This is a genomic window from Aureliella helgolandensis (assembly GCF_007752135.1).
In the GTDB taxonomy this organism is placed as follows: domain Bacteria; phylum Planctomycetota; class Planctomycetia; order Pirellulales; family Pirellulaceae; genus Aureliella; species Aureliella helgolandensis.
Genome location: NZ_CP036298.1, coordinates 6,358,644 through 6,379,729 on the forward strand (window position 1 = coordinate 6,358,644; position 21,086 = coordinate 6,379,729).

Here is a 21,086-nt window from a genome sequence, read left to right on the forward strand (position 1 = left end):
TCTGTTGATTCTTCGGAAAACTTATCTTGATCGGAACAGGTCACTGGCAACCAACAACTGAATCATTGTAGCCAATCCCTCTCCCTCTTCACGCGCGTCCGAGGTGACTTGGTCGATCCTAGCATAGTCACTAAAGGTTAGCGGGCGACCAAGGGCATAGGTCGCTAGCTTGTAGACCAGCGCACGGACAAACTGATCGCGGCGATGCTCCAGTAGGAACCGCTTAAGGCCATCCATGCCATCCAGCTCTTGCTTGTTGAACAGTAGACTGGATGCATCCACTGGCTGACCATCGATATCGTCGCGCCAACGCCCAAGGGCATCATAATTCTCAAATGCGATTCCCCACGGATCAATCTTCGCGTGGCAAGACATACAAGCGGCATGGTTGCGGTGATCTTCAATGCGCTCTTTGAGGCTCAGTTTAGCGATTTCCGGATCTGCTAAATCGATTTCCGGTACGGCCGGTGGCGGCGGGGGAGGGGGATCGTTGAGGAGAGACTCCAGCAACCAGACACCTCGTTTCAGCGGATGCGAGTCAACTCCATCAGAATTCATCGCCAGCAAACCAGCTTGGGTCAACAAGCCACCCCGCCTCGCGCTAGGCTCAAAGTTGACGCGGCGAAAATGATTTCCATAGACGTCCGACAGACCATAGTGCTGTGCCAAGCGCTCGTTTAGCATCGCATAGTCGGTATGAATGAAATTCAGCACCGATTCGTTGTTTCGCAACACCTCTTGGAAAAACACAATGGGCTCGAGTTGCATAGCCTCTTTCAATTGTGGATCCAAACGCGATGTCTTCGAATCCACGCTCAGAAAGTCCAGCAATTGCATGTCGAGCCACTGCCGCACAAAATGCTTGGCAAATCGCTGGGACCGTGGATCTGCCAACATGCGATCGACTTGCCCAGCCAGAACCTCTGCGTCGCTCAATTGCCCGTCGAACGCCAGTTCTAAGAGCTGTGTATCGGGCACACTGCTCCACAAAAACATCGATAGTCGAGTGGCAAGTTCCGTCTGGGAAACGAGTTCCGGATCCCCCGCTGTCTCGGCCTTGCGTTGCTCGATTTCCGAGGGAGTTTCCTCCTGGACAACGTAAAGGAAATGGGGGGATGAGAGGACCGATGCCAAGACTTCCACCATCGCTTCTTCAAAACTGGCGCACTCTTCACGCATCCCCTCAAAGAGTCTGATTTTCTGATCGATGTCTGCTTGAGTAATCCTTCTGCGCCATGCACGCGGCATAAAGGCAGCTAGGACTTCGCGGGCATAGGCCGCTTCATTCTCGCGATTCTCACTGTCAATAAATATCTGACTGTGGGACGGTGGTGGCCACTGCTCGTAGAAGGGAGCGATGACTTCCACATAGTCAATTTGCAGATCCCCCTGCGAGGCGGTGCTGTTAACTAAGCGGATGTACTCCGACGGACTGGGGATCTCCCCCATCTGCGAAATTTTGCGCACTGAGTTTCGCGGGTAAATATCCCCGAGCGGAACGTCCCATTGATAGACCTCGGGGCTATCGGGAGTAGCTCGCACTGGGATGTCCGCGGTACTGACTCGGACGTCCGCACGGCCCTCATTGCTCGCCCTCCAGCCAAATTCAAGCTGCAAACTTGGAGCTCGCGTTCCCTCCTTGGAAGTTCGTGAAGCCCTGACACGAACTCGCATAATTCCTTGATCCGGAACTTGATCCCCCAGCTCGACGATCAATTTCTGATTTCGACCATCGGGGATCACGGCGACATGATCAAAGGCTGTTGGCATCACTGCAGGTGATGCGGATGGCTCAAATGCATACTTGGCCCCCTGGTATGCCCAGGTCGCTAACGCAGTTCTACCTGTCGACAATTCTCGATAATAGGGTTTATTGTGCGATGACTTGAAGCTTGCGGTCAATCGCTCCAATTCCACTTCGAGCTGGGCTGGATCCTCTTTAAATTCCTTTCGGACTTCGGCAAGTTTTTTTTCTTGCTGTCGCCACTCTCTACGGGCGGCATCCTCCATTGAGATGCCCCAGTACAGCACGGCAGGGCCTTCGCCTAATGCTCCCTGAGCAGGGGCGGGTAGAACCGTCGCGCGTGCGAGTGCCTGCCGAGCAATTTGGCGATAGGTGTCAAATTGCATCACGGACATGTGCAACATTTCAGAGCTATTCTGAAATCCATCCGCAGAATGCGCTTCCGGCGGGAGATCCTTGGCGAAGTCCCGAGGAAGCCCCAGGATATCCTGCAAAGCGTAGTTGTATTCATACCGGGTCATGCGGCGGAAGGACGAATGGCCTTCAGTGGCTCGCCGAAGGCTGGAAGCGCGCTGTAGTTCTCTAGCTAGCCATTGCACGACTTGACTTCGATCGTCATCAGTCAATTCGGACTCGTCGGGAGGTGGCATCTCACCGTTATTGAGCACTGCGAGAACTTCCAACCACCACTTAACATCAGCACCTTGCACGAGATCGGGATTTAATGTGTCGATCCGAAGATTGCCTTCCTCGACATCCGGTCCGTGACAGTGCACGCAAGCTTGATTGAGAGTCGGCTGGATGCGTTCCTCGAACGCTGCCTGCTGGCTTTGCCCCATTGCATGGCCTCCCACTGCGCAAGAAATCACACAGAAGAAAAGTGCACAGAGGATAGCGAAATATCCCATCGCTGCCGAATCCGTGCGATCACTGGCAAAATTCGGTGGGTATGCACTTGGCCAGAACGGTTTCCAGCTGTTGTTGCAGCGATCGTGCATTGTTCCAGTTTTTCTTGCGTAGGTGGGTAGGCGGCGGGCAGGGCACTGGGGGGGATTGCATCTATTGTAACTGGGGGCGGAACCCCAGATTTATAGGCGGGCGGGATTTACCGGGACGGTGGGCGTCCGGCCGGAGGCACGCGAACGCAATAGGGGTTGTAGCCGCGCGATGACCGCAGCGGAGCGCGCATCCGGTTCGTTCGCGAGATTGTCAAACTCATTGGGATCAGCCTGATGGTCATACAGCTCAACTCCGTATTTCCCCTCACCCCATTCAGTATAGCGAAATCGCGGAGTACGAATGCTGCAGCCCATGACTTGTTCCGGTAGCCGATCGTCGGCTGGGCGGAGCACTTGAGTCACCGCCGATCCCTCCCATCTGGTGGAATTCCCCTCAACCAGTGGGCGTAGGCTGCGTCCGGCTAGCCCCGACGGTCCTTCGATATCAGCGAGATCGGTCAAGGTTGGATAGATATCGACCAATTCCACAACATTGCGGCTGATCCCAACTGGCCTCTGTCCCGGGCAACGCACGATCAAGGGAGTCCGCGCGCTCTGTTCAAACAGCGACCGCTTTTGCCACATGCCGTTATGTTCCCCCAGATGATACCCATGGTCACTCCACAGCAAGACGATGGTGTTTTCCGCCAAGCCGAGTTCTTCGAGCGAATCGAGCAGACGGCCAACCTGTGCATCAATGAATGAAACGGATGCGTAGTAGGCTTGAGTGGCCTTGAGCAAAGTTGTCTCATCGAGGCCGTAGTCGGGGACGGGACAATTGTGAGCAAACGCCGCCGTCGGAATATCGACTCGGTCGTCAGGTGGAGCATATGGCAATCGCAACGACTCCAGTGGATACATCTCAAAATATTTCTTCGGCGCAATGTACGGAGTGTGGGGACGAAAGAAGCCCACGCCCAAGAAGAACGGTTCAGCTCTCTTTTCCCGTAGAATCTCAATCGCCTCAGTCGCGATCATTCCGTCGGTCTGCTCTTCGTCAAGTCCGTCTGCAGCTAACCAGCTGAGGGAACCACTTATTTTGCGGTGTGGCTCAGCATTGAACACCAACGCTTCCTCGCTCTTATCTCGGCCTTTCGGATTAACCGTCCGATTCCATGATGGAGCGTCATCAAATCCATCCGTGCCTATGGAAGCAGGAACATTGTAGTGATAGATTTTCCCGACTCGCGCCGCAAAGTAACCTGCGTTTTGAAACGATTGTGACAAAGTCACCACATCCGGAAGCTCGTCACGAAAATGGCGATCCAAGTCGTAGACCTTAATTTGATCCGGTCGCAGACCAGTCATTACCGACGCGCGGGTCGGATTGCACAGCGGCAGTTGGTTGTAGGCGCGTTGAAAGCAAATGCCGCTGGCAGCCAGTCGGTCCATGTGGGGAGTTTGCGCCACGGCATCACCGTAGCATCCGAGCGTACAGGCCAGATCATCTACTGCAATGAAGAGCACGTTCGGACGACTGAGGACCGCTTCACCTGCCGCTTGCACCTGGGCAGTCCCCAAGACTGCAAAGCAAACTCCGATGATGAAACGGATTCTTCTCACCGTTAATTTCACAGCAGTATCTCCAGAATATCGATCACGATCGAGTGCAATCTCAACATTTCCGGTCCGTCGCCCGATGAGGCCGACACCTGCGGGTTTTACTCCCCTAAGACGACAGGCCAATACGAAAGGAGCAATGGGCCGTTCGAAAAACTCAGCAGTGCCTAGTATACACCCTTGCTCCGCCACTCTCCGTTCGCAGGCCCTTCTACAACCCATTTTCGCCTCTGATGGCCAGCAATGAAATCGCGAGTTAAGGTCTTTAGGAGAGCGACGGAACGGATCAATTTCTCTCGCCGAGCAACAATTACTAGCCAGATTGAAACAGTGTTTCATCCACAATTGATATTCGAGTCGGTATGGGCCTGCCTGGCCGAATAGTTCCTCCGTTCACACGTTTCGCCATAGGACTCGAACGCTCTGGGCAGCGTGAGATCTGCGTTTCTCCAGTCGCTTCGCATGGGACCAGCGCAGCCTTTTACGCCTCCCGCCCGATCCCCTTTCAATGCACAACTTTTGTTCAGGCGTCTGATTTGCAATCTAACAACGCGCGGCATCCTAGACCAACTGATGACATTCCTACCGTTTGAGCGACAAAGTGAGGCGAGCCGCGATTCCGAGCACCGTTACGAAACCGACCAGTGATCCCAGCGAAATAATGCCGCCCCCCGCAAACACACCAAGCAGCCCACTTGCAATGGCAATCGGAAGTGCGAGTAAAATAAGCAGCACCAAACGCCAATTTTCGAAGTCGATGTAGAGTAGGATCGTAATCGCGAGAATAGAATCAAGCGACAACAGCCATAGTCGTTGGCGTGATGCCTTGGCTTCAGTGTACTCCCCCAGAAACTCGGGATGGTAACCAGGCGCAAAATTGACGCTGCTACGAACAGCAGCTTCGATATCAGTAGCTACCGACGCCAAGTCACGACCTTCGACATTACAGGTCACATCGAGTCGGCGTGAGGCTCCTTCACGCTGAATAACGTTGGGGGCTGGTACGATGGTTAGCGAGGCAACGCTCTTGAGCGGAACCTGAGCTCCCGAAGGTGTGTCGACCATCAGGTTACCAAGTGTGGCCCAATCGGTTCGAAGGCTATCCTTGCCACGAACCATGACTGGGAAAATCGCTTGATCGCGGTACATTTCACCAACTTGCACCCCATTGACCAGAGTCGTGACACTCTGCATCAGCAACCCTGGCGTCAGTCCAAACTGTGACGCGGCCTCTACTTTCAAATCAATCTCGATTTGAGGTACCAAGACTTGAGGTTCGACCTTTAAGGTAGCCACTCCGGCTATGGGTTTGATGACCGACTCGATTTGAACGGCCGTCTCACGCAGTTGGTCCAAATCAGGCCCGAAGACGCGAACGACGATCGAAGCACTTGTTCCACTGAGTACTTCTTGGATGCGTTCTGTCAGATAGGTTAGTAGGTCGCGAAGCCAATGAGGCTGATCGCGATGCGACGCCGTACCAACCAATTAGAGATTCGACTCAGCAGGGGAGATTCTAGTGCAGCTGGAGATTGGTTGGAACTTCCTCATATTGGTTGGTAAATGGCATCCGTTCGGGACTCGGCTAGAGGTGTAGAGCTTGTAAGGGCATGAGGTCGCCAACATAGCGAACGCATAATGAGAAGAGCATGAGTGCCGCAGGGCAGCGATGGGCACTTCCGCACCAGGTCGGCGTCTAACAATGCGCTCTGAGCAGCCAGCTTGCCTGTCGCAGGAGCATTCTCTTGGACCAATTGCCGACCGAACGCATGGAGAGGGGGCGATGGTCTGCAAGCCTCCTGAGCTCTTCGCAACTCCCGCGATTTTGCACCGGCCGAAACCTGCCGGTAGGCACCTTGTCCCGCCCAAGTGGTGGTGGTAGCTAGCCACCCACAGCGCCCATTGCGAAATAATCCTCGGTTCCGAGCCCGATTCACTAGCTCCTTCCATTTATCCACGAGTTCGCTCGACCACGGCGCAATGTTTGCTCCAGAAGTGACTTGCCGGGGAGCTACTCATCAAATCATCGATGGCTTCCTAGTTCGACCGATCGAATGCCTTGTACGATGGAAACGAAAAAATGACGAATAAGCAGCCTACGGAAAACCGCGACGAACCTCAAACTTCCCCCGAGCCAGATGCCCACGAAATCCAACGCGGTGAGACGCATCTCGAGGATTTGCGAACAGCGCTCAATGCCTTCGTGGATAATCCGGCTCTACTGCGTACCCATCGCTCCCGCTTTGCAGAATTATTGACGCGGATGCGCGACCAACTTGCGATTCAGTTCGCAATCAAGGAAGCTGACGGGTACCTTGATCAAGTAGTCCAGGACGCCCCCAGGCTTTCGGAGCCGGCGGAAAAGTTACGTGAGGAGCACTCAAGTCTCTACCGTTCGGCTTGTGAACTGGTTGAAGATGCCGAAGTGCTCGTCTTCCAAAAGAAATCTCAATTGGCTTTAGCACACTTACTCAAACGTTTGAGCCAGTTTGATTTCAAGATGGAGCAACATGAAGTCGACGAAAAACACTTAGTCTTCGAATCGACCGACCGAGACATCGGAGGGCAGGGGTAATGTCTGCAAGTCGGTTTGTTCGAATCGCAGTGTTCGCCGAAGAGTTCAGTTCCACGATTCATCGAACCGAGAATGCGCTATGAACGCTTTTGCTAGTCGCGTCGTGGAACAGATTCGCCTCTCAGACCTGCTGGACATTGGCATAATTGCGTTGCTGCTCTACGTAACGTTCGTCTGGTTGCGCGCCCGCGCCTCTCGCTCACTGGGGCTCATTGCCGTAGGCTTAGCGGGTGTATTTTTGCTCGCTCGTTGGCTGGACCTGTACCTTACCTCTATGGTGTTCCACTATGGCGCGATGGGTATCCTGCTAGCGCTGGTCGTCGTATTCCAGCACGACATTCGACATGGTTTCGAGCGACTTACGACTTCCCGATGGTTTCCTGGGCCGTCGCCCTATCCGCCGTCCCAAAATTTGAGCGACACCTTAGGTGAAACGATTCGGGAGATGGCACAAAAGCAGATGGGAGCGTTGATCATACTCCCTGGGCGCGAACCACTCGATCGGCACTTGCATGGTGGTGTGGCAGTAGACGCCACCCTCAGTTATCCACTGTTATTGAGCATATTCCACTCGCAATCTCCGGGACATGATGGTGCGGTGTTGATAGAGCAAGGCCGCATTGCCAGGCTGGGAATCCATCTTCCACTGAGCGCGGACCTTTCAAGGATTCGTAGTGGAGGCACGCGTCACGCCGCAGCGCTCGGATTGGCGGAGTGTTGTGATGCCACGGTGTGGGTCGTATCCGAAGAGCGTGGGACCGTTAGCATTGCCCACGACGGAGAGCTATCCATCCTGGAGCCCAGTGCCATCGGCCCCAGGTTGCGAGACTATTTCGGACAACAGGATGGCGTGCAAAGCCGGCGAAATGGCAATTGGCATAAGGGCATGGTAACGAAGCTAGCGGCTGTTGCCTGCGCATTCTCACTCTGGATTCTGTTCGCCTACCAAGCGGACACCGTGCAACGAACTTTCGTGGTGCCCATTGAATACCGCAACCTTCCGGAAGGGTGGGAGATCGTTGAACCCAAATCGATTTTTGCGGAGGTCACCCTGTCTGGTTCGGATCCCAAGTTCACTCTACTTCGACCAGAGGAAATGATGATCTCTTTGGAGGTTGGCGAGATTCGAGGGAGGAGCATGCTGCGTTGGGAGACACAGTCGAACCTAAAGAATCTACCATCAGAATTGTCCGTCGAGCAGATTGCCCCTCCCGCCGTCGCAGTCACGGTACGCAAGAAACTCGCTCCCAAGTCTGCAGTTGGCCCAGCGTCCCCTTGAGAGGTAGCCCCCCCATCGGTACACCGCACTGACAGCCGGCTATCTGCCAAAGCGAAACAGTTGTGCATAGTCAGGAGTCTTGCCAGTGAGGAACTCGGCAATGAGTAGAGAGGTAATGGCACTGTAGGTAACACCGTTTCCTCCACCCCCCAATGCGAAGAAACAATTGGGGATTCGTAAGTCTGTCCAATGTAGGCCAAGCCATCTTTGGTTTTCCCGAAGGTTCCGCCCCATGCAAACTCAGGCACCCATTCGAGGTCAGGAAGTAGTTCGCGAACTTGGCGTTCAATCTCTTTCGCTTTGATTGCGATACTCGCATCACGACGACTCGGACTGTGAAACGCATCATCTTCGCCCCCACGATGAGACATTGATCATCGGTGATGCGTAAGTAGAGGTACGGCTCCTTGGCCTGCCACATCATCCAATCACACTCCCATGGGGCGATATTCTCCAACAGGGCAAAAACCAGAGCAAAAGTATTGTCCAGTTTTACCACCTTCTCACGCAGCATGCTGTTTGTTTCGTAGCCGTTGGCAATCACAGCGTGGCGAGCATCGAACCGGTAATCCCCACGCCCACGACAGCAACATCGCAGGTAATATCGTCCCTCAATGGCGGGTAGGTTGCTCCAAGTCCGTTTTTCACCGTCCAGAACGGGTTGTCCGAAGTTAGATTCAAGCTGTTTCCTCTCTATCGGTTGCTTATCTATCGACGGAGTTCCACGCGGTAGTCTCTCTCCACGTCCATTGGGTATCAGTTCCGAGAGCTCAGCCTCACAGCCGAGACCTATAGGCTCAGGAACCGAGGCAGCACGACCTGACCGGAGCGTTTCCGGCATGCATGGTAAGTCTCAACGGACCGGCGATCTCGCTCTTTACAAGGAAGCGATATCACGATTTTGCATGGTCGATCCATAGTAGGACCGGTACTTGGCTTTGCGCTCTAAATCGCGAATGACTTCGGTGGCAAAGTCCACGTCCGTATGAGATTGGCAACTCCCCAGCCCACCGGGACTGAAGACGTTAATCTCCATGAGTTTGTCCTCCACGATGTCGAGTCCCACCAGGAACATTCCATCGTGGACGAGTTTCGGGCGAACCATCTCTACAAGCTCAAGCATTTTGTGGGTCACTTCTGCTTCTACGCTTTTTCCACCAGAATGCATATTGCTACGAGCATCTCCCGTATCGTTCCTGCGACGAAATGCTGCGTATTTCCCATCCTTCATCAGCGGTCGACCGTTCATGACGAACATTCGCACATCTCCATCGACGGCCGCTGGCAAGTACTCTTGAGCAATGCAATAGCCGTCGCGGATCACGGCCTCGATCATCTGGTTCAGGTTCGCTTTTTCATCTTCGCCGATCAGGAAAACGCTTTGGCCACCGGAGCCCTGCAGCGGTTTGATGACGACCTTATCCCGCTGCTCGGCAATGAAATCTTTAATATCACTCACGTCCCGGCTAATACAGGTTTTGGGACGCACCTGTTCGGGGAAATGCTGAAAATAGGTTTTGTTGAGAGCATTGGCCAGACTGAATGGATCGTTAAGTACGATGACGCCGCGGGTCGCAGCCAGTTGACCGAACAGTATCCCACTGGTCTGTGCCCAGGGCCGATCGGTGGCGTCATCCGAGGGATCGTTCCGCAGCATCAGCACATCCAGTTCATCCAAATTGATGCGTTGGCTCTCCGTCTCTTTGCTTTGAACCGCCGACAAGTAATCCTCAAGCGATTCATAGCTTCCGCCATTCGCGCTGCGCACATGTGCTTGAATCGAACCGTCAGGCGCGTAGATAAAATCCCCTACTCCCAGCAAAAAACTTTCGTGCCCCAAGTTCACCGCCGCCATGGCAAGCCGGGTAGTGGTGAAGCAGGCTTGCTCCGTCTTAACGTCATTAACCACAAAAGCGATTTTCATTTCAAGGTTCCAGTCTTCTCGGGCTGTAAATGATCTTCGATGAGATCAAGGATTGACTTTCCACGGCACTCTTCGAGCCGCTTGCGCACCAATTCGTCCTCCAAGAAACGCGGCAGTATCCGAGGAGGCGTGACGATGCCTCGCCGGCGAAGTTCTTGAATGAAGGGGACATGCCGCAATCCAATCTTGCCGACATACAATGGTTCAACGTCGTGTCCAGAAGCCAGGTAGGTCAGCAAATCTCGCAAACCACGTAGGTAAATCAAGTCTTTTGCATACCCACCACCGCGAAACACTCGCAGCGCCGTGCTGAAAGCTTGACGCTGACTGAAGCCGTGCGTTTGATTCAGCTGAGCGAACAGCCATGCAAAAGATCGTCCACTTGCCATCCAATGAACGGCCAGCACGCGAGCTGCCAAGGTACGAAGTCGGTGACGAGTCAATCCGCCCACCAAAAACTCCGACAGTACAGCCAGTCCCTCCTGCAATTCTTCGTAGCCTGCCAAGCCCGCGTACAACTGTCGAAACGGTTGGCAACGTCCGTTGAAGTAGGTCAATAGATGCGTACCAATTTCGTGGTGTAGCAAGGGTTCCACTCTTCGGCGCGGAAGGGAGAGGCTGCGATCGATCAACAAACGATGTTGGGAGACCATGATGCCGGCAGCGATCGAATCAGCCAGTTCCACAGTCGCATTGAATTCGCTCATCCGCGAATGATAATGATCGATCTCTTCATGCGCATGAGCTACCAATTCGGTTGCTTTTACGCAATCAAGGCGTTTCGATCGCCGCGAGTGTTCCTGCGAACCTCCGGAAAGCTTCTGTAAAATCTCAGTTGCCAAATCGACGAGGGACTCGTCGGGCCTGCCATACAGCTGCAGACTGCTCAATAGGAAAAGCGACGGGTTCGGGTTGTCGGTTAAACTCGATTCAGGAAGATGCAAATCCCGTAGTGCGGTCAGTTGACGGTCCAGCTCAGCTTGTTTTTCCCAGAATAGATGGGCCAGTGTGGGATCCTCAATACGCTCGATTTCGATGGCAAACAGCTGGCGTTTGAGTTGACTGGGATGATAGGGAAGGTAGCGGTACTGCAGCGGTGGCAATTCCCGGTAGCCACTGTCCTTGAAGCCCTCCCAGGCCTCCTTGATGTTGGTGGGTGTGACTTGCAATAGAAAGTCGAACGACTCGGAAACTTCGCACAATTGTTGATCAATCAACCGAGCCGCTTTGACGAGCGCAGAGGGTCCCCAAGCATCAAAGTGTAGCCGCTCCTCCTTACTTTCGCTGCCTATAAATTCGCCGACCGCCTTGCGGATGGCCGTCGCCAGTTTCCAACGCAGTGCCTGTAAGACGATGGGAAAAACCACCCCGGTTGTCGAATCCCGGAATATAGGGTGCACTGCGAGACGCAGAGAGAAACACCCGTGCTCAACATGCGGTGTGCGGGAAATTTCCAGATCGGGTAGCGCACTCCGGAGTGGAGTGCGTTGATTCGCAATCGTGACGACAGCTTGTTTGCCCGCGATGGTAATCGATTGCAAAGCCTCATTGAGTGCCTGGAGTGTGGACGGGATAGCTGTAGCATCCGGAGAATCGATAACAAAGCTAGGGCGCCTTTCATAGTGGTTTTCGCAGCAATCCATCGAAGTGATTTCGAGGAGCAAGAACATACCAAAATGCTCTTGCATCGCCGCCCCAATAGCTCCGACGAGATGGGAGATTCCAGCATGGTGCTCTGCGGCTCCAGATGCAAATAGATACGCCGCCTCAGTGGTGATGAGCTTCGAAGTACTATCAGGCAGGCTGTGGTCGGGACCTCGATAGAGGCACAAGAATGGCAATTGGCGATCGAACCGCAACCGTCCACCACCCGGCAAGCTCCGCCGCACACGCTCGTTCTTTGCGAGTCGGGCGCAGACAATTTCGGCAAGGGCCCGGTATTGCTCAGTAAGCGACCTATCAGATTCGGAATGCTCGGACTGGGTTTTCACATCTCCTCCAATGCTTGCATCACACCAGGTAGGGTGGATGACAACGTCTGGTAAATGCATTCCACTTCCTGCGCATCGGGCTGTCCTGCCCATTCGTCCATGAAGAACTTCTTAAACTCAATAGCGACTGCGCAAACTCTCTGGGGATAGCACTGGTGTACCCATTTCCCGAAATATCCACCTTGAAACTTGACGTTCTCTCGCACGTCTAACCGCCGGCCATGGAAATCGTACTCGCGGAGTTCGCCGATAAGGCGGTCTACGACTGGAGACCAAAACTCTCGGTCCATCGTGCCAGTCCCTATATTCACTTCCGGATTTGCGGCTGGATCCGCCGCCGGTCCCTCAGGTCCAGCGCGACGCTGGTTGTAGGTGTGCAGATCGTAGATCACGAGTCGACGATACTGAAGCAACATCTCGTCCAGCAGCCGCTCCACATCTGCGTAGAATTGATCGTACTCTCGCAGTGACGCATCAATCATCGATTGGTCGGGAGGCTGATCCCAGACCTCCATTCCCCAAGCGTCTGCGGGTGTTTCATAAACGGCTTTCTCTCTCGGGCGATTGAGATCGACTTCGAAGCGAGACCGCAATCCGACAATCTGCGTCTTGGCAATCTGAGTCCACTCGCCGGTGAGCGGATCCTCTTCGCGAAACTGCTCTTCCTCGCTGATCGCAAGATGCTTCTCCACGCTCTTGCGTGTCTGATGACCGTTGTGAATCGCTGCCGCGATGATCGGTCCCGTTCCGCGTTGAAAAATGCAGTGAGGCTTGAGTACCATGAGTAAAGACCCCTTAAAGAGAACCAGCGCTCGTCTTACAGGTTCGCTACGTTTCAGTTCCACAGTCGCATGGAAAAACTAAACCGGTCATCGAGAGTCGAAAGATCACCATCGTGTCGATCCGGTTGCCCCAGCCAAAGCATGTGCTCCAGGCGTCGAGCTGGCGGACAATGCCGGCTGGCTGTCAGCCGGCAGTAAACGATGAGCCACTTGCTCCATTTGCTTCGAGACAGCAACCAATGTGCCAAGAGTTTTCAGAACGTGTTTCCACCAGGTACATGCCAAAAACTGAACGATTCTCAATCAACTGGGTCGTTTTTAAACCACCGAATATTCAGCTGCACGCTTGGCCGCCGAACCACTACAAGCTTCCAGCCCATTGAAGACTAACCGTGCGGTCGAAATTCGACGAGCAGTCCGCGGGCGAGGCGGTGCATGTGGAATTGACTGCATCTCCGCCGATAGACGCAAGAGGTTCTTGATGGAAACCGGTGCAAGGTCACCGCATGAGCCTTGGTAGCCGATCCCGAAACGTGGAGCGAAAGACTTCCCCTACGTGTGTTCGTAAAACGGCGGTAACTGGCGGCATAGGAGGGCACTTGGCCTGCTCCCGCCGTTCAATCTACCCGTCTGTACGGACTGCTTCCGGGTGAGGCTCATTGCCAACATTTCGCAGCGTTTATGGCAGTGGCGTTTCGTGCTTTGGGGAAGACAAGCAGAGATTCGAAACAATACCCCTGTTGCCACCAATCTATCTATTTCAGGGGTTAGCAACTGGCCTGCCAGCTCTCACCGCTACTCCTGCAGCGTTGCATTGTTAGTGCTAGCTACCGCCCGCTGGCGCCAGAGGTCGCTATGTCAGAGACGAGAACACTCAGCTACATTTTCAACAATTCTTCGAGCACTGCTTCTTTGTAAAACTCTTCCCAACGGGGAGCGAGAATACAGTCACTATCTTCCTGCGCCCCGCCGACATTCAGCATCTGTTCCGTAGTAGGAGCGTAGTAAATGTAGCCATTGGTATAGCCGGCCACGAAGGTAAATTCGTCACGTGCCTGTGCCTTAATGTCCAAACCGATCTGAGCCGTCAATTCCCCAGGAAACGTCGTAAGCACACACTCGGCGATGCGCAGAGTTGTTAAGTTGACATCAACAAACCGACTTTGAGCAGCGACATGCTCCGCTTGATGTTTTTTGAGCAGCGCGAGATTGGTGTTGACCCGAGTAATTTCCTCCATGACACGGATGTTATCAATGTATTGAGCCAAGTTCTTTCGGTTCTCTCGATCTAGGTTTTCCAAGCCTTTCTTTGAAGCCAGTTCATCCCGCAAATAGAGATGCCTGTAGTCCGAAGGAAACTCACCTCCAACACCGTACTTTACCAATAAGGGAACAAACGTATCGAAACTCAGGCTAGTCCCACTCAACGACCTCGCAAGGCGACTCTGCAGAATCTCGAGCTCAATAATCTGCTGAGCATAATCAGCTCTTGGGAGTTGTAGTGTCTTGGCGCGCAGCCCGAGTCGTGAATCGGCTTTCGTCGTGATCTCTCGCACTGCTTTCAACACGCTCAGCCCCAGACGATTGCCCAGAGGCTCGGCATCTCGAACAACATTGGTCTGCTTGTAATTGACGGGATTGATATCCCCGGCACAACCTTGAAGAAAAAGCGCAGTGCATCCTCCGCCAAGGCTTTCCTCGATAGCTTTGGAGGCAAAGCCAACCAAATCTGCGGTGTTTCCACCACTTGGAACACCCTGAATGGGATGGCATGCAAAATTGTAAACGACAGCCAGGACGCTCCCATCCAAACGATCGAATCGAATTAACCCAATTTCGGGATCGACGGGACCAAGACCTGCAACTTCATCGTTGGGAGGCATCGCATAGGCATGTCGAATATCAGCTTCCCGCCCACTCTTCAAACGCAAACGTCGATTGACCTGGATCCCGTCTTCCTCCGCCGCACCAACACCCACTAACACTGGCACTTGTGCTGCTGCCGCTTGCTTGACAGCCTCAATCGTCAATTCTGCAACATCAGCCCTAACGACGCCATGGCAGTGACTGGCGTTAACAATCAAGCTGTGAGGTGCGACCCCCGTCTCGGCCTCAACACGCTTCTGCACCAGGGGCAAGAAATCATCACCGATTCGTCCAATGCCTCCGATCGCTACGGCGTCGACCGTTACGATGGCTAGGCGGACGTCGTCACTCGTCAACACGATCGCTTTGGCATACAGCGGATCATTGCTAGGCCCAGATTCATAGTCGGTGATGTCCACGGCGGCGGTGCCTGCCAACATACCAGCAGCCACCAACGGTGATGTACTCGTGGCTGCCAAACAAAGAGCACAGACCAACCACCCCCATCGATTGCACATATTTCATTCCCTATCCGCGAGCTTCACTTGGCAGCAGGAGTGTTCCCGCTTCGGCGCGTACATTCGGACCGGATTATACGGTGAAGAGAGCCACGGTGGGCTCGTGGATGGAGAATGGTGTAGGCAAAAAACGGGTGTTTGCGAAACACGTCGCAGGCTCCTTGATTTCACGATCGACAGTTTTTGCCATCAAGCAAGACTCCCGCAGGCCGCAACCCTTGATGAACATCGCTCCAGAACGTTTGTGAGATGCATAGCGTACGCCCACCGGTGCGGAAGGGTTGGTTAACAGAATTCTTGGATGCCGGTGTCCTTAGTTAGTGTCTGTCCGGAAATTGCCTTGCTGGAGGATTTCACGCAGTCAGATGCTATCAGACAATCAGGAAGAGTTGCCTTCGCTTCGCATTCATTGCCGCTAGGTGAAGTCAAATCCAGCCGTTTTGACCGACTTTGCGTCGCTGGCGCGGACCGGTAGCCAGCTGGCTAATTCAAAAGTGACGAACCTCAGTCACATGCCCTAAGCCGCTTTGCGTTTGCTCTGTGCTGCCGATGCATTGGGGCGTTGTTTAGAAAGCAGTAGCTTTCCAAGCGTGTGTATATTGCGACCTAGAATCGCTAATCCCAAATAGCGTTCAAAGCCGAGTTCAGTCCGGTCGCGACAACGCTTCAAACCATTGCCCCGCTGTAACACTCCGATCGCTGCCTCGATGCCTGAGTGGTGTAGTCGGGTTCGGTGAAATTTAACACTTTCGTTCTTAATCCGCTGTGCGTATTCACCAGGAGCCCGCGGTAGTACGCATACATCTTCGATTATCTGCTGCAGATTTGATTCATTTTCCGCTGAATAGAAACCTCGGTCAAAAGACGCGGTGTGAATCTCGCCTGCGTGCTTCTTCTGAGCCAACTTCGTTTGTTCCACCACGACATCCTGGTCACGCACGTCGCGAGCCATCAAGTGATAGTGACTAATGAAACCAGCACCATCCTCGTAAACCAAAGCCAATCGACCATATTGATTGGGTTGTCCGGCTTTGCCGCGACGGTAAAGCTGCGTGTGTGTTTCGAACAAGCTGAACAGCTTGTCGCAATTGGGGACTGACTCACCCAATAGGACACGCCGACGCGCCGTATCGCAAACCTGCTCGGTCAGTCCTGTCCAATGTTCGATTGTTGTGATTAGGGACAGAGTTACTGTGGATGCACCGAGAGATTTCGCCTCATTCGTCAGTGATTTCGCTCGCTCGAGCAAAAGTGCTACGCGTTGCAGCAGGTCGCGATAACGCGATTCCAAGGCTTCCTTTTTGCGTGAGCTCTTGCTGGCAGCAATCCGTCCTATCTGCTGCTTTAAGCTCTTGATCTTCTTGACTAGATGCCCCACTTGTCTCCATCCTGTGGTCTCAAGCTGTTGCGCCAACTCAACACAGAACGGAATGAACTTGCGAACACCGTCGTAGATCAAACTGCTCTCTGTCGGATAGTGAATGTTAGTTTCAATAACAAATGAATCAGCCCGAACTGTGGAACTGGCATCGGGAGCAATGCTCTGGCCAGCGGTGACGATAGCTTGGTTGATCTTACTAATCGTCTCAGGTTTGAGCAGACAGATGGTATCGCGTATGCGTCTGAAAGTGAAACCGTCGGTGTCTTGCCAGTCGCCGATTCCCATGATTCCGCGGAGACGCCGATGATTCTCGACTTGATCCTGTAGTTTGTCGTAATCAAGATTACATCCAAGTCTGACTGCTGCAAGCACAACAACATGCCAATCGTCTATGCCTGGCCTTCCAACATCCCGTCGAGAGTCTTGGTTTAGATCCGCAGCGACAGCCTGAACGACTTTCGTTCTCAACTTGGCATTGGTATAAAGATATTGAAGCCCGAGCAAGACGGGCACGATTTCATCGCGAGATTCCAAGTTGAGTTCAACTTGTGCGATAGGGCTGCAATCGAAGCGTTGCTGTTTTTGATATGGCTTGCGAACCACTTCTACTCCTCGAAGATTAAGCGTTTGGACCTGTTTTAGTCAACAAATTCAACGCTCGAACTCGCTCGCGGGTTCGTTCTTCGGGGAGCTTTTTTGAAAATTAGCCAATAATTTACAGACGCTTTTAATTTCCGGACGGACACTAGTTACCACCCCATCGGTTCGGAAGCCCTATCGTGCCGCAAGCCACTACAGAGCGTCGTGCATTCCCCCGAGAGCTGCTCCAGAATTGAGGCGAACCGAATTCGAAGAGTGTCTTTCGGTCTATAATTGTCATGCATTGGCGATGAATAAAAGACAAGCTACGCCGAACACCAACCTCGATTTGACTACAATTTTACGAGTTGCTAATTACTAGCGCATCGCTATTTCCAGGGAAGCATTGCCTTATGAACCGACTCCACCAGTCGATTGGAATCTTGAGTCTTTGGTTGTTGGCCGCCACGGGCAGAGCTGCACCTCCCAATGTGGTTTTCATTCTGAGCGATGACCATCGATTCGACTTTATGGGATGCGTCGAATCCTGCCCCTCCTTCTTGGAAACCCCCAATCTCGATCGGATGGCGGCGGCAGGAGCTCATTTTCAAAATGCATTTGTAACAACCTCCCTTTGCTCACCAAGCCGGGCCTCCATTCTTTCGGGCCAGTATATGCACCGGCACCGCGTGGTCGACAACCAACGGGGAATTCCTGCTGGTACTCACTTTTTCCCCGAACGCTTGCAGCAAGCAGGCTACCAAACCGCTTTTGTTGGCAAATGGCACATGGGGCACGACGATGACGCTCCCCGCGCCGGTTTTGACCACTGGGTGAGCTTCCCCGGGCAAGGCGTCTACAATAATCCAACTCTCAATATCAATGGGCAACGAGAAGAATTTGCAGGCTATACCACCGACGTCCTAACCGACCAGGCGCTCAACTGGCTGGAGCATCGCAGTGCGCAGTCCGCCCCCTTCATGATGTACCTCTCCTACAAAGCCGTGCATTACCCGTTTCAGCCCGCGCCGCGGCACGACCAGAGGTATGCTGGCAAGAACATTGACTATCCCGATACGATGGCAAATACCGAACGCAACTATCGGACACAACCACGCTGGGTGCTTGATCGGCGGTTCAGCATTCATGGTGTTGACCACATGCAAACCGGACCATTCGATCAAGATCCGGTCCCCGATTTCGACGAACTGTATCACAACTACTGCGAAACCGTGCACGGTTTGGATGAGAACATCGGCCGGGTCCTAAACGCTTTGGAGGAAAACGGGCAACTAGAAAACACCTTCGTATTTTACATGGGTGATAATGGATTCCACCTGGGCGAGCATGGGTTTTACGACAAACGGGATGCGTTTGAAACGTCGATACGGGTTCCATTGCTGGTCATGGCACCTGGACGAATTCCTGCCGGGACAACCTACAATCAGATGGTCCAAAACATCGACATTGCCCCCACCATCCTCGAGCTATGCGGCGTCCAGGTACCGGCGGGATCCATGGACGGCCGATCGATGCAGCCGCTGTGGTCGTCGACGAACTCAGCCAGCGTTTCTTGGCGTAATCACTTGTTGTATGAGTACCACTGGGAATGGAATTTCCCTGCCACGCCCACCACGTTGGCAATCCGCACCGATCGCTACAAATACATCTACTACCATGGTGCATGGGATCAGGATGGTTTTTACGACCTACAGACCGATCCAGTAGAACGCCACAATCTCATCGATGTCCCAGCCTTTCAGGAGCAGATTCTCGCCCTGCGAAACCAGCTGTTTGAGGAGCTTGAGGATCGGGGAGGCCTCGTGCTCCCCATGCGGCCGCCTGCGGGCGAAAGACTCGATCAACGCAAGCGTTCGTCCAGCAGCCATTGACAGAATTGGCTACCGCAGCAGGACCAACGGAACAAGGCCAACGGAACAAGGCCACTGAGACAAGTGCCAACTGAACGAGCCCCTGCTGAATGGGGCTCGGGTAAGGAGTCGCCTGCTAGTAGAGCTACACGCAGTAAACGTTGAGCGAATTCCTAGACGCCAAACGAGTCGCAATGGGGCATATGCGTTACCGGTCGCGGTCGCGTCGGCCGCGACGTTGATTGTCTTGAGCCTGCTGTTCGGCCTGCTGCTGTTGTTGTTCCTGGGCTTGCTGTTGCTGGGCATTTTGCTGATTGGGCTGCGGCTTGGGCGGGGCTAAGAGGCGTTCGAGGGCTTCTTTCACCGATTTACCACTCATGCCAGGTGATAATGCGTAGACCTCCATGGCGCCCTCGCGCTGAGCGGCGTCATCCAGCTCATGGATCATCTTCACGATGATTTCCAACAGGGGCCGCCCTTCGGCAGAGACCAAGATTGAATTGGTGACCGAATCAACGCCCAGCGACAGCTTCCCCTTAAAGCTAAAGCTCATGCCGCCACCGGCTTGTACCCCCCCGCCACCGCTGCCGCGCTTCGACTCCTCGTCTCCCTCTTGGAACGCCTTGTCATTTGCACTGAGCAGGTCACGATAAGCTTCCTTGAGGGCGCTGGCGATTGAATCCGCGCGCGAGTATTGGACTTTGACTAGCTCCGTGTACCGGGCTAGATCCAAATCGCTCTCCGGTTCCGGCACGTCCCACAACTTGATCAGCTCCTTGATCGTCTGACGATCGAGATCGTCCGCACCAATTACAACAATGGAATTGGTATCGTTGTCGGCAATGAATCGGAGCGGGTTTTTCGTTCCCAATTGCCGAGCCTCATCCTTCTTCTGATTATCGTCGAACCCAAAGAAGAACCGCAGGCGGTCATTGCCATCGTCTTGGCTCTCATCTTCAAAATACTCGTCCAAATTCAACTTTACCCAGGACGCCCGCGCATACTTAATATTGAACACGTCATAGGCACGACGCGGTGGACGATTGTTCCGCATGATCTCCTCCAATCGATCCAGCGCGGCAGGATCGTTGGATTGCAGGATTAGATTCCCCGCCTCATCTACGGTGATCACCACAGGTGGCGGAGCGGCCGAATTGGCTGCGGCAGAGTCGCTGGCTGCTTGCCCAGCTACCTCCCCTTGTCCAACTGGCCCCGGCCCGGGCCGCTCTTGACCAAACGCAGCAGTCAGCATCATGAGACCAAACGCAAGTGTTCTAGCCCCAAATCTGAGCGTTGCGATTAACCTTACATTGCGGTGTTTCACTGAACTGAGTTCCATAGCGTCGGTCATGGTGCTGGAGAATTTCAAGTCTTGATTATGGATGGTTTACATGCACATTTCCACTAAATAACCTTGTGAACGGCCAAAAGCGCGGCGCACGCCCCCCCCCCCACACAACTAGGCCCACAAGCTCAACGGTTGGGAAGCCGAACCATGTTCGCTCCCCCGAGTAATCTACGGGTTCCAGCGATATGGACTTGTGCTAAGATCGAAACTTGCAGGCGCACACCTAGAATCAATCGCATGGAGGCTTCCCCCTTTGAACCCTGTATACCAAGTCGGTGATTGGGTCGTCTATACAAAGCAAAAAGTCAGCCCCTCTCCAGGTCGGAGAGCCCAAGACGTCGCACCGGCCGCCAAAGGAGAGTTGTACTCGTATATCGTGGAAAAATACTGGACGGTCTGCGATGTCCTCGAGGACGGACAAGTGAAACTCAGGACCCGCCGCGGAAAAGAGCATCTGGTAAAACCCACCGACCCCATGCTGCGGAAGGCCTCCATCTTCGAGCGGATTCTCTTGCGCAAACGATTTCCGGCCAACTAGCAGGCGTCCCCAGGGCGTTTGTGGCACCTTGGAACGAATTGCAACGCTGCTCTCGCTGGAGCGCAAACGGTATTGGGAACTCCCAACCCGAAACTTTGCTGCCCTCCTAGGGTTAGAGTTTATGGCGTTTCC

At 53.7% G+C, this 21,086-nt stretch carries 14 protein-coding genes; 4 read left to right on the forward strand and 10 right to left on the reverse strand.

Annotation, left to right across the window (positions count from 1 at the left end):
* Positions 1–21: 21 nt before the first annotated feature.
* The 3 genes from Q31a_RS22310 to Q31a_RS22320 form a co-directional block, all read right to left on the reverse strand.
* Entirely contained in the window at positions 22–2,742 is a 2,721-nt protein-coding gene (locus tag Q31a_RS22310) for a DUF1592 domain-containing protein (protein WP_231690891.1), read from the reverse strand.
* Positions 2,743–2,832: 90 nt separating this feature from the next.
* Positions 2,833–4,248 carry a sulfatase gene (locus tag Q31a_RS22315; protein WP_231691259.1) on the reverse strand — a complete coding sequence of 472 codons (1,416 nt, stop codon included), beginning with the start codon at positions 4,246–4,248 and terminating at the stop codon, positions 2,833–2,835.
* 636 nt (positions 4,249–4,884) lie between these two features.
* A complete protein-coding gene (locus tag Q31a_RS22320) occupies positions 4,885–5,790 on the reverse strand; it encodes an efflux RND transporter permease subunit (protein ID WP_145082737.1) in 906 nt (301 codons plus the stop codon).
* A 592-nt stretch (positions 5,791–6,382) separates the two neighbouring features.
* On the opposite strand from Q31a_RS22320, the gene Q31a_RS22325 reads away from it, so the two are divergent.
* Both Q31a_RS22325 and Q31a_RS22330 read left to right on the forward strand, forming a co-directional pair.
* Entirely contained in the window at positions 6,383–6,877 is a 495-nt protein-coding gene (locus Q31a_RS22325) for a hypothetical protein (protein ID WP_145082739.1), read from the forward strand.
* 79 nt (positions 6,878–6,956) lie between these two features.
* Complete coding sequence (locus Q31a_RS22330; protein ID WP_145082741.1) at positions 6,957–8,156, forward strand: diadenylate cyclase; 1,200 nt, start codon at positions 6,957–6,959, stop codon at positions 8,154–8,156.
* Positions 8,157–8,696: 540 nt separating this feature from the next.
* On the opposite strand, the gene Q31a_RS30450 is transcribed toward Q31a_RS22330, so the two are convergent.
* The 6 genes from Q31a_RS30450 to Q31a_RS22355 form a co-directional block, all read right to left on the reverse strand.
* On the reverse strand, positions 8,697–8,837 hold the full coding sequence (locus Q31a_RS30450) for a hypothetical protein (RefSeq protein ID WP_197355519.1): 141 nt from the start codon (positions 8,835–8,837) through the stop codon (positions 8,697–8,699).
* Between the two features lie 196 nt (positions 8,838–9,033).
* Positions 9,034–10,080 (reverse strand): glutathione synthetase, encoded by a 1,047-nt coding sequence (locus Q31a_RS22335; protein WP_145082743.1) that lies wholly within the window; start codon positions 10,078–10,080, stop codon positions 9,034–9,036.
* Positions 10,077–12,131, reverse strand: coding sequence for a flavohemoglobin expression-modulating QEGLA motif protein (locus Q31a_RS22340; protein WP_145082745.1), 2,055 nt, complete (start codon positions 12,129–12,131; stop codon positions 10,077–10,079). The genes Q31a_RS22335 and Q31a_RS22340 overlap by 4 nt, the downstream gene beginning before the upstream one ends.
* On the reverse strand, positions 12,068–12,853 hold the full coding sequence (locus Q31a_RS22345) for an N-formylglutamate amidohydrolase (RefSeq protein WP_145082747.1): 786 nt from the start codon (positions 12,851–12,853) through the stop codon (positions 12,068–12,070). Before Q31a_RS22345 ends, Q31a_RS22340 begins: the two co-directional genes overlap by 64 nt.
* Before the next feature lie 878 nt (positions 12,854–13,731).
* On the reverse strand, positions 13,732–15,237 hold the full coding sequence (locus Q31a_RS22350; protein ID WP_231690892.1) for a hypothetical protein: 1,506 nt from the start codon (positions 15,235–15,237) through the stop codon (positions 13,732–13,734).
* Positions 15,238–15,754: 517 nt separating this feature from the next.
* Positions 15,755–17,221: an ISNCY family transposase gene (locus Q31a_RS22355; protein WP_145074263.1), complete on the reverse strand. Its 1,467-nt coding sequence runs from the start codon at positions 17,219–17,221 to the stop codon at positions 15,755–15,757.
* A 389-nt stretch (positions 17,222–17,610) separates the two neighbouring features.
* On the opposite strand from Q31a_RS22355, the gene Q31a_RS22360 reads away from it, so the two are divergent.
* Positions 17,611–19,089 carry a sulfatase family protein gene (locus Q31a_RS22360; protein ID WP_145082749.1) on the forward strand — a complete coding sequence of 493 codons (1,479 nt, stop codon included), beginning with the start codon at positions 17,611–17,613 and terminating at the stop codon, positions 19,087–19,089.
* A gap of 187 nt (positions 19,090–19,276) precedes the next feature.
* On the opposite strand, the gene Q31a_RS22365 is transcribed toward Q31a_RS22360, so the two are convergent.
* Positions 19,277–20,419 (reverse strand): secretin N-terminal domain-containing protein, encoded by a 1,143-nt coding sequence (locus tag Q31a_RS22365; protein ID WP_145082751.1) that lies wholly within the window; start codon positions 20,417–20,419, stop codon positions 19,277–19,279.
* A 250-nt stretch (positions 20,420–20,669) separates the two neighbouring features.
* On the opposite strand from Q31a_RS22365, the gene Q31a_RS22370 reads away from it, so the two are divergent.
* On the forward strand, positions 20,670–20,954 hold the full coding sequence (locus tag Q31a_RS22370; protein WP_145082753.1) for a hypothetical protein: 285 nt from the start codon (positions 20,670–20,672) through the stop codon (positions 20,952–20,954).
* Positions 20,955–21,086 lie beyond the last annotated feature (132 nt).

Excerpts from the sequence above, each read along its gene's own strand:
- Q31a_RS22310 (WP_231690891.1), bottom strand. The coding sequence starts at position 2,742 with ATGCACGATCGCTGCAACAACAGCTGGAAACCGTTCTGGCCAAGTGCA.
- Q31a_RS22325 (WP_145082739.1), top strand. The coding sequence starts at position 6,383 with ATGACGAATAAGCAGCCTACGGAAAACCGCGACGAACCTCAAACTTCC.
- Q31a_RS22330 (WP_145082741.1), top strand. The coding sequence starts at position 6,957 with ATGAACGCTTTTGCTAGTCGCGTCGTGGAACAGATTCGCCTCTCAGAC.
- Q31a_RS22335 (WP_145082743.1), bottom strand. The coding sequence starts at position 10,080 with ATGAAAATCGCTTTTGTGGTTAATGACGTTAAGACGGAGCAAGCCTGC.
- Q31a_RS22340 (WP_145082745.1), bottom strand. The coding sequence starts at position 12,131 with ATGCATTTACCAGACGTTGTCATCCACCCTACCTGGTGTGATGCAAGC.
- Q31a_RS22345 (WP_145082747.1), bottom strand. The coding sequence starts at position 12,853 with ATGGTACTCAAGCCTCACTGCATTTTTCAACGCGGAACGGGACCGATC.
- Q31a_RS22350 (WP_231690892.1), bottom strand. The coding sequence starts at position 15,237 with ATGTGCAATCGATGGGGGTGGTTGGTCTGTGCTCTTTGTTTGGCAGCC.
- Q31a_RS22360 (WP_145082749.1), top strand. The coding sequence starts at position 17,611 with ATGAACCGACTCCACCAGTCGATTGGAATCTTGAGTCTTTGGTTGTTG.
- Q31a_RS22365 (WP_145082751.1), bottom strand. The coding sequence starts at position 20,419 with ATGACCGACGCTATGGAACTCAGTTCAGTGAAACACCGCAATGTAAGG.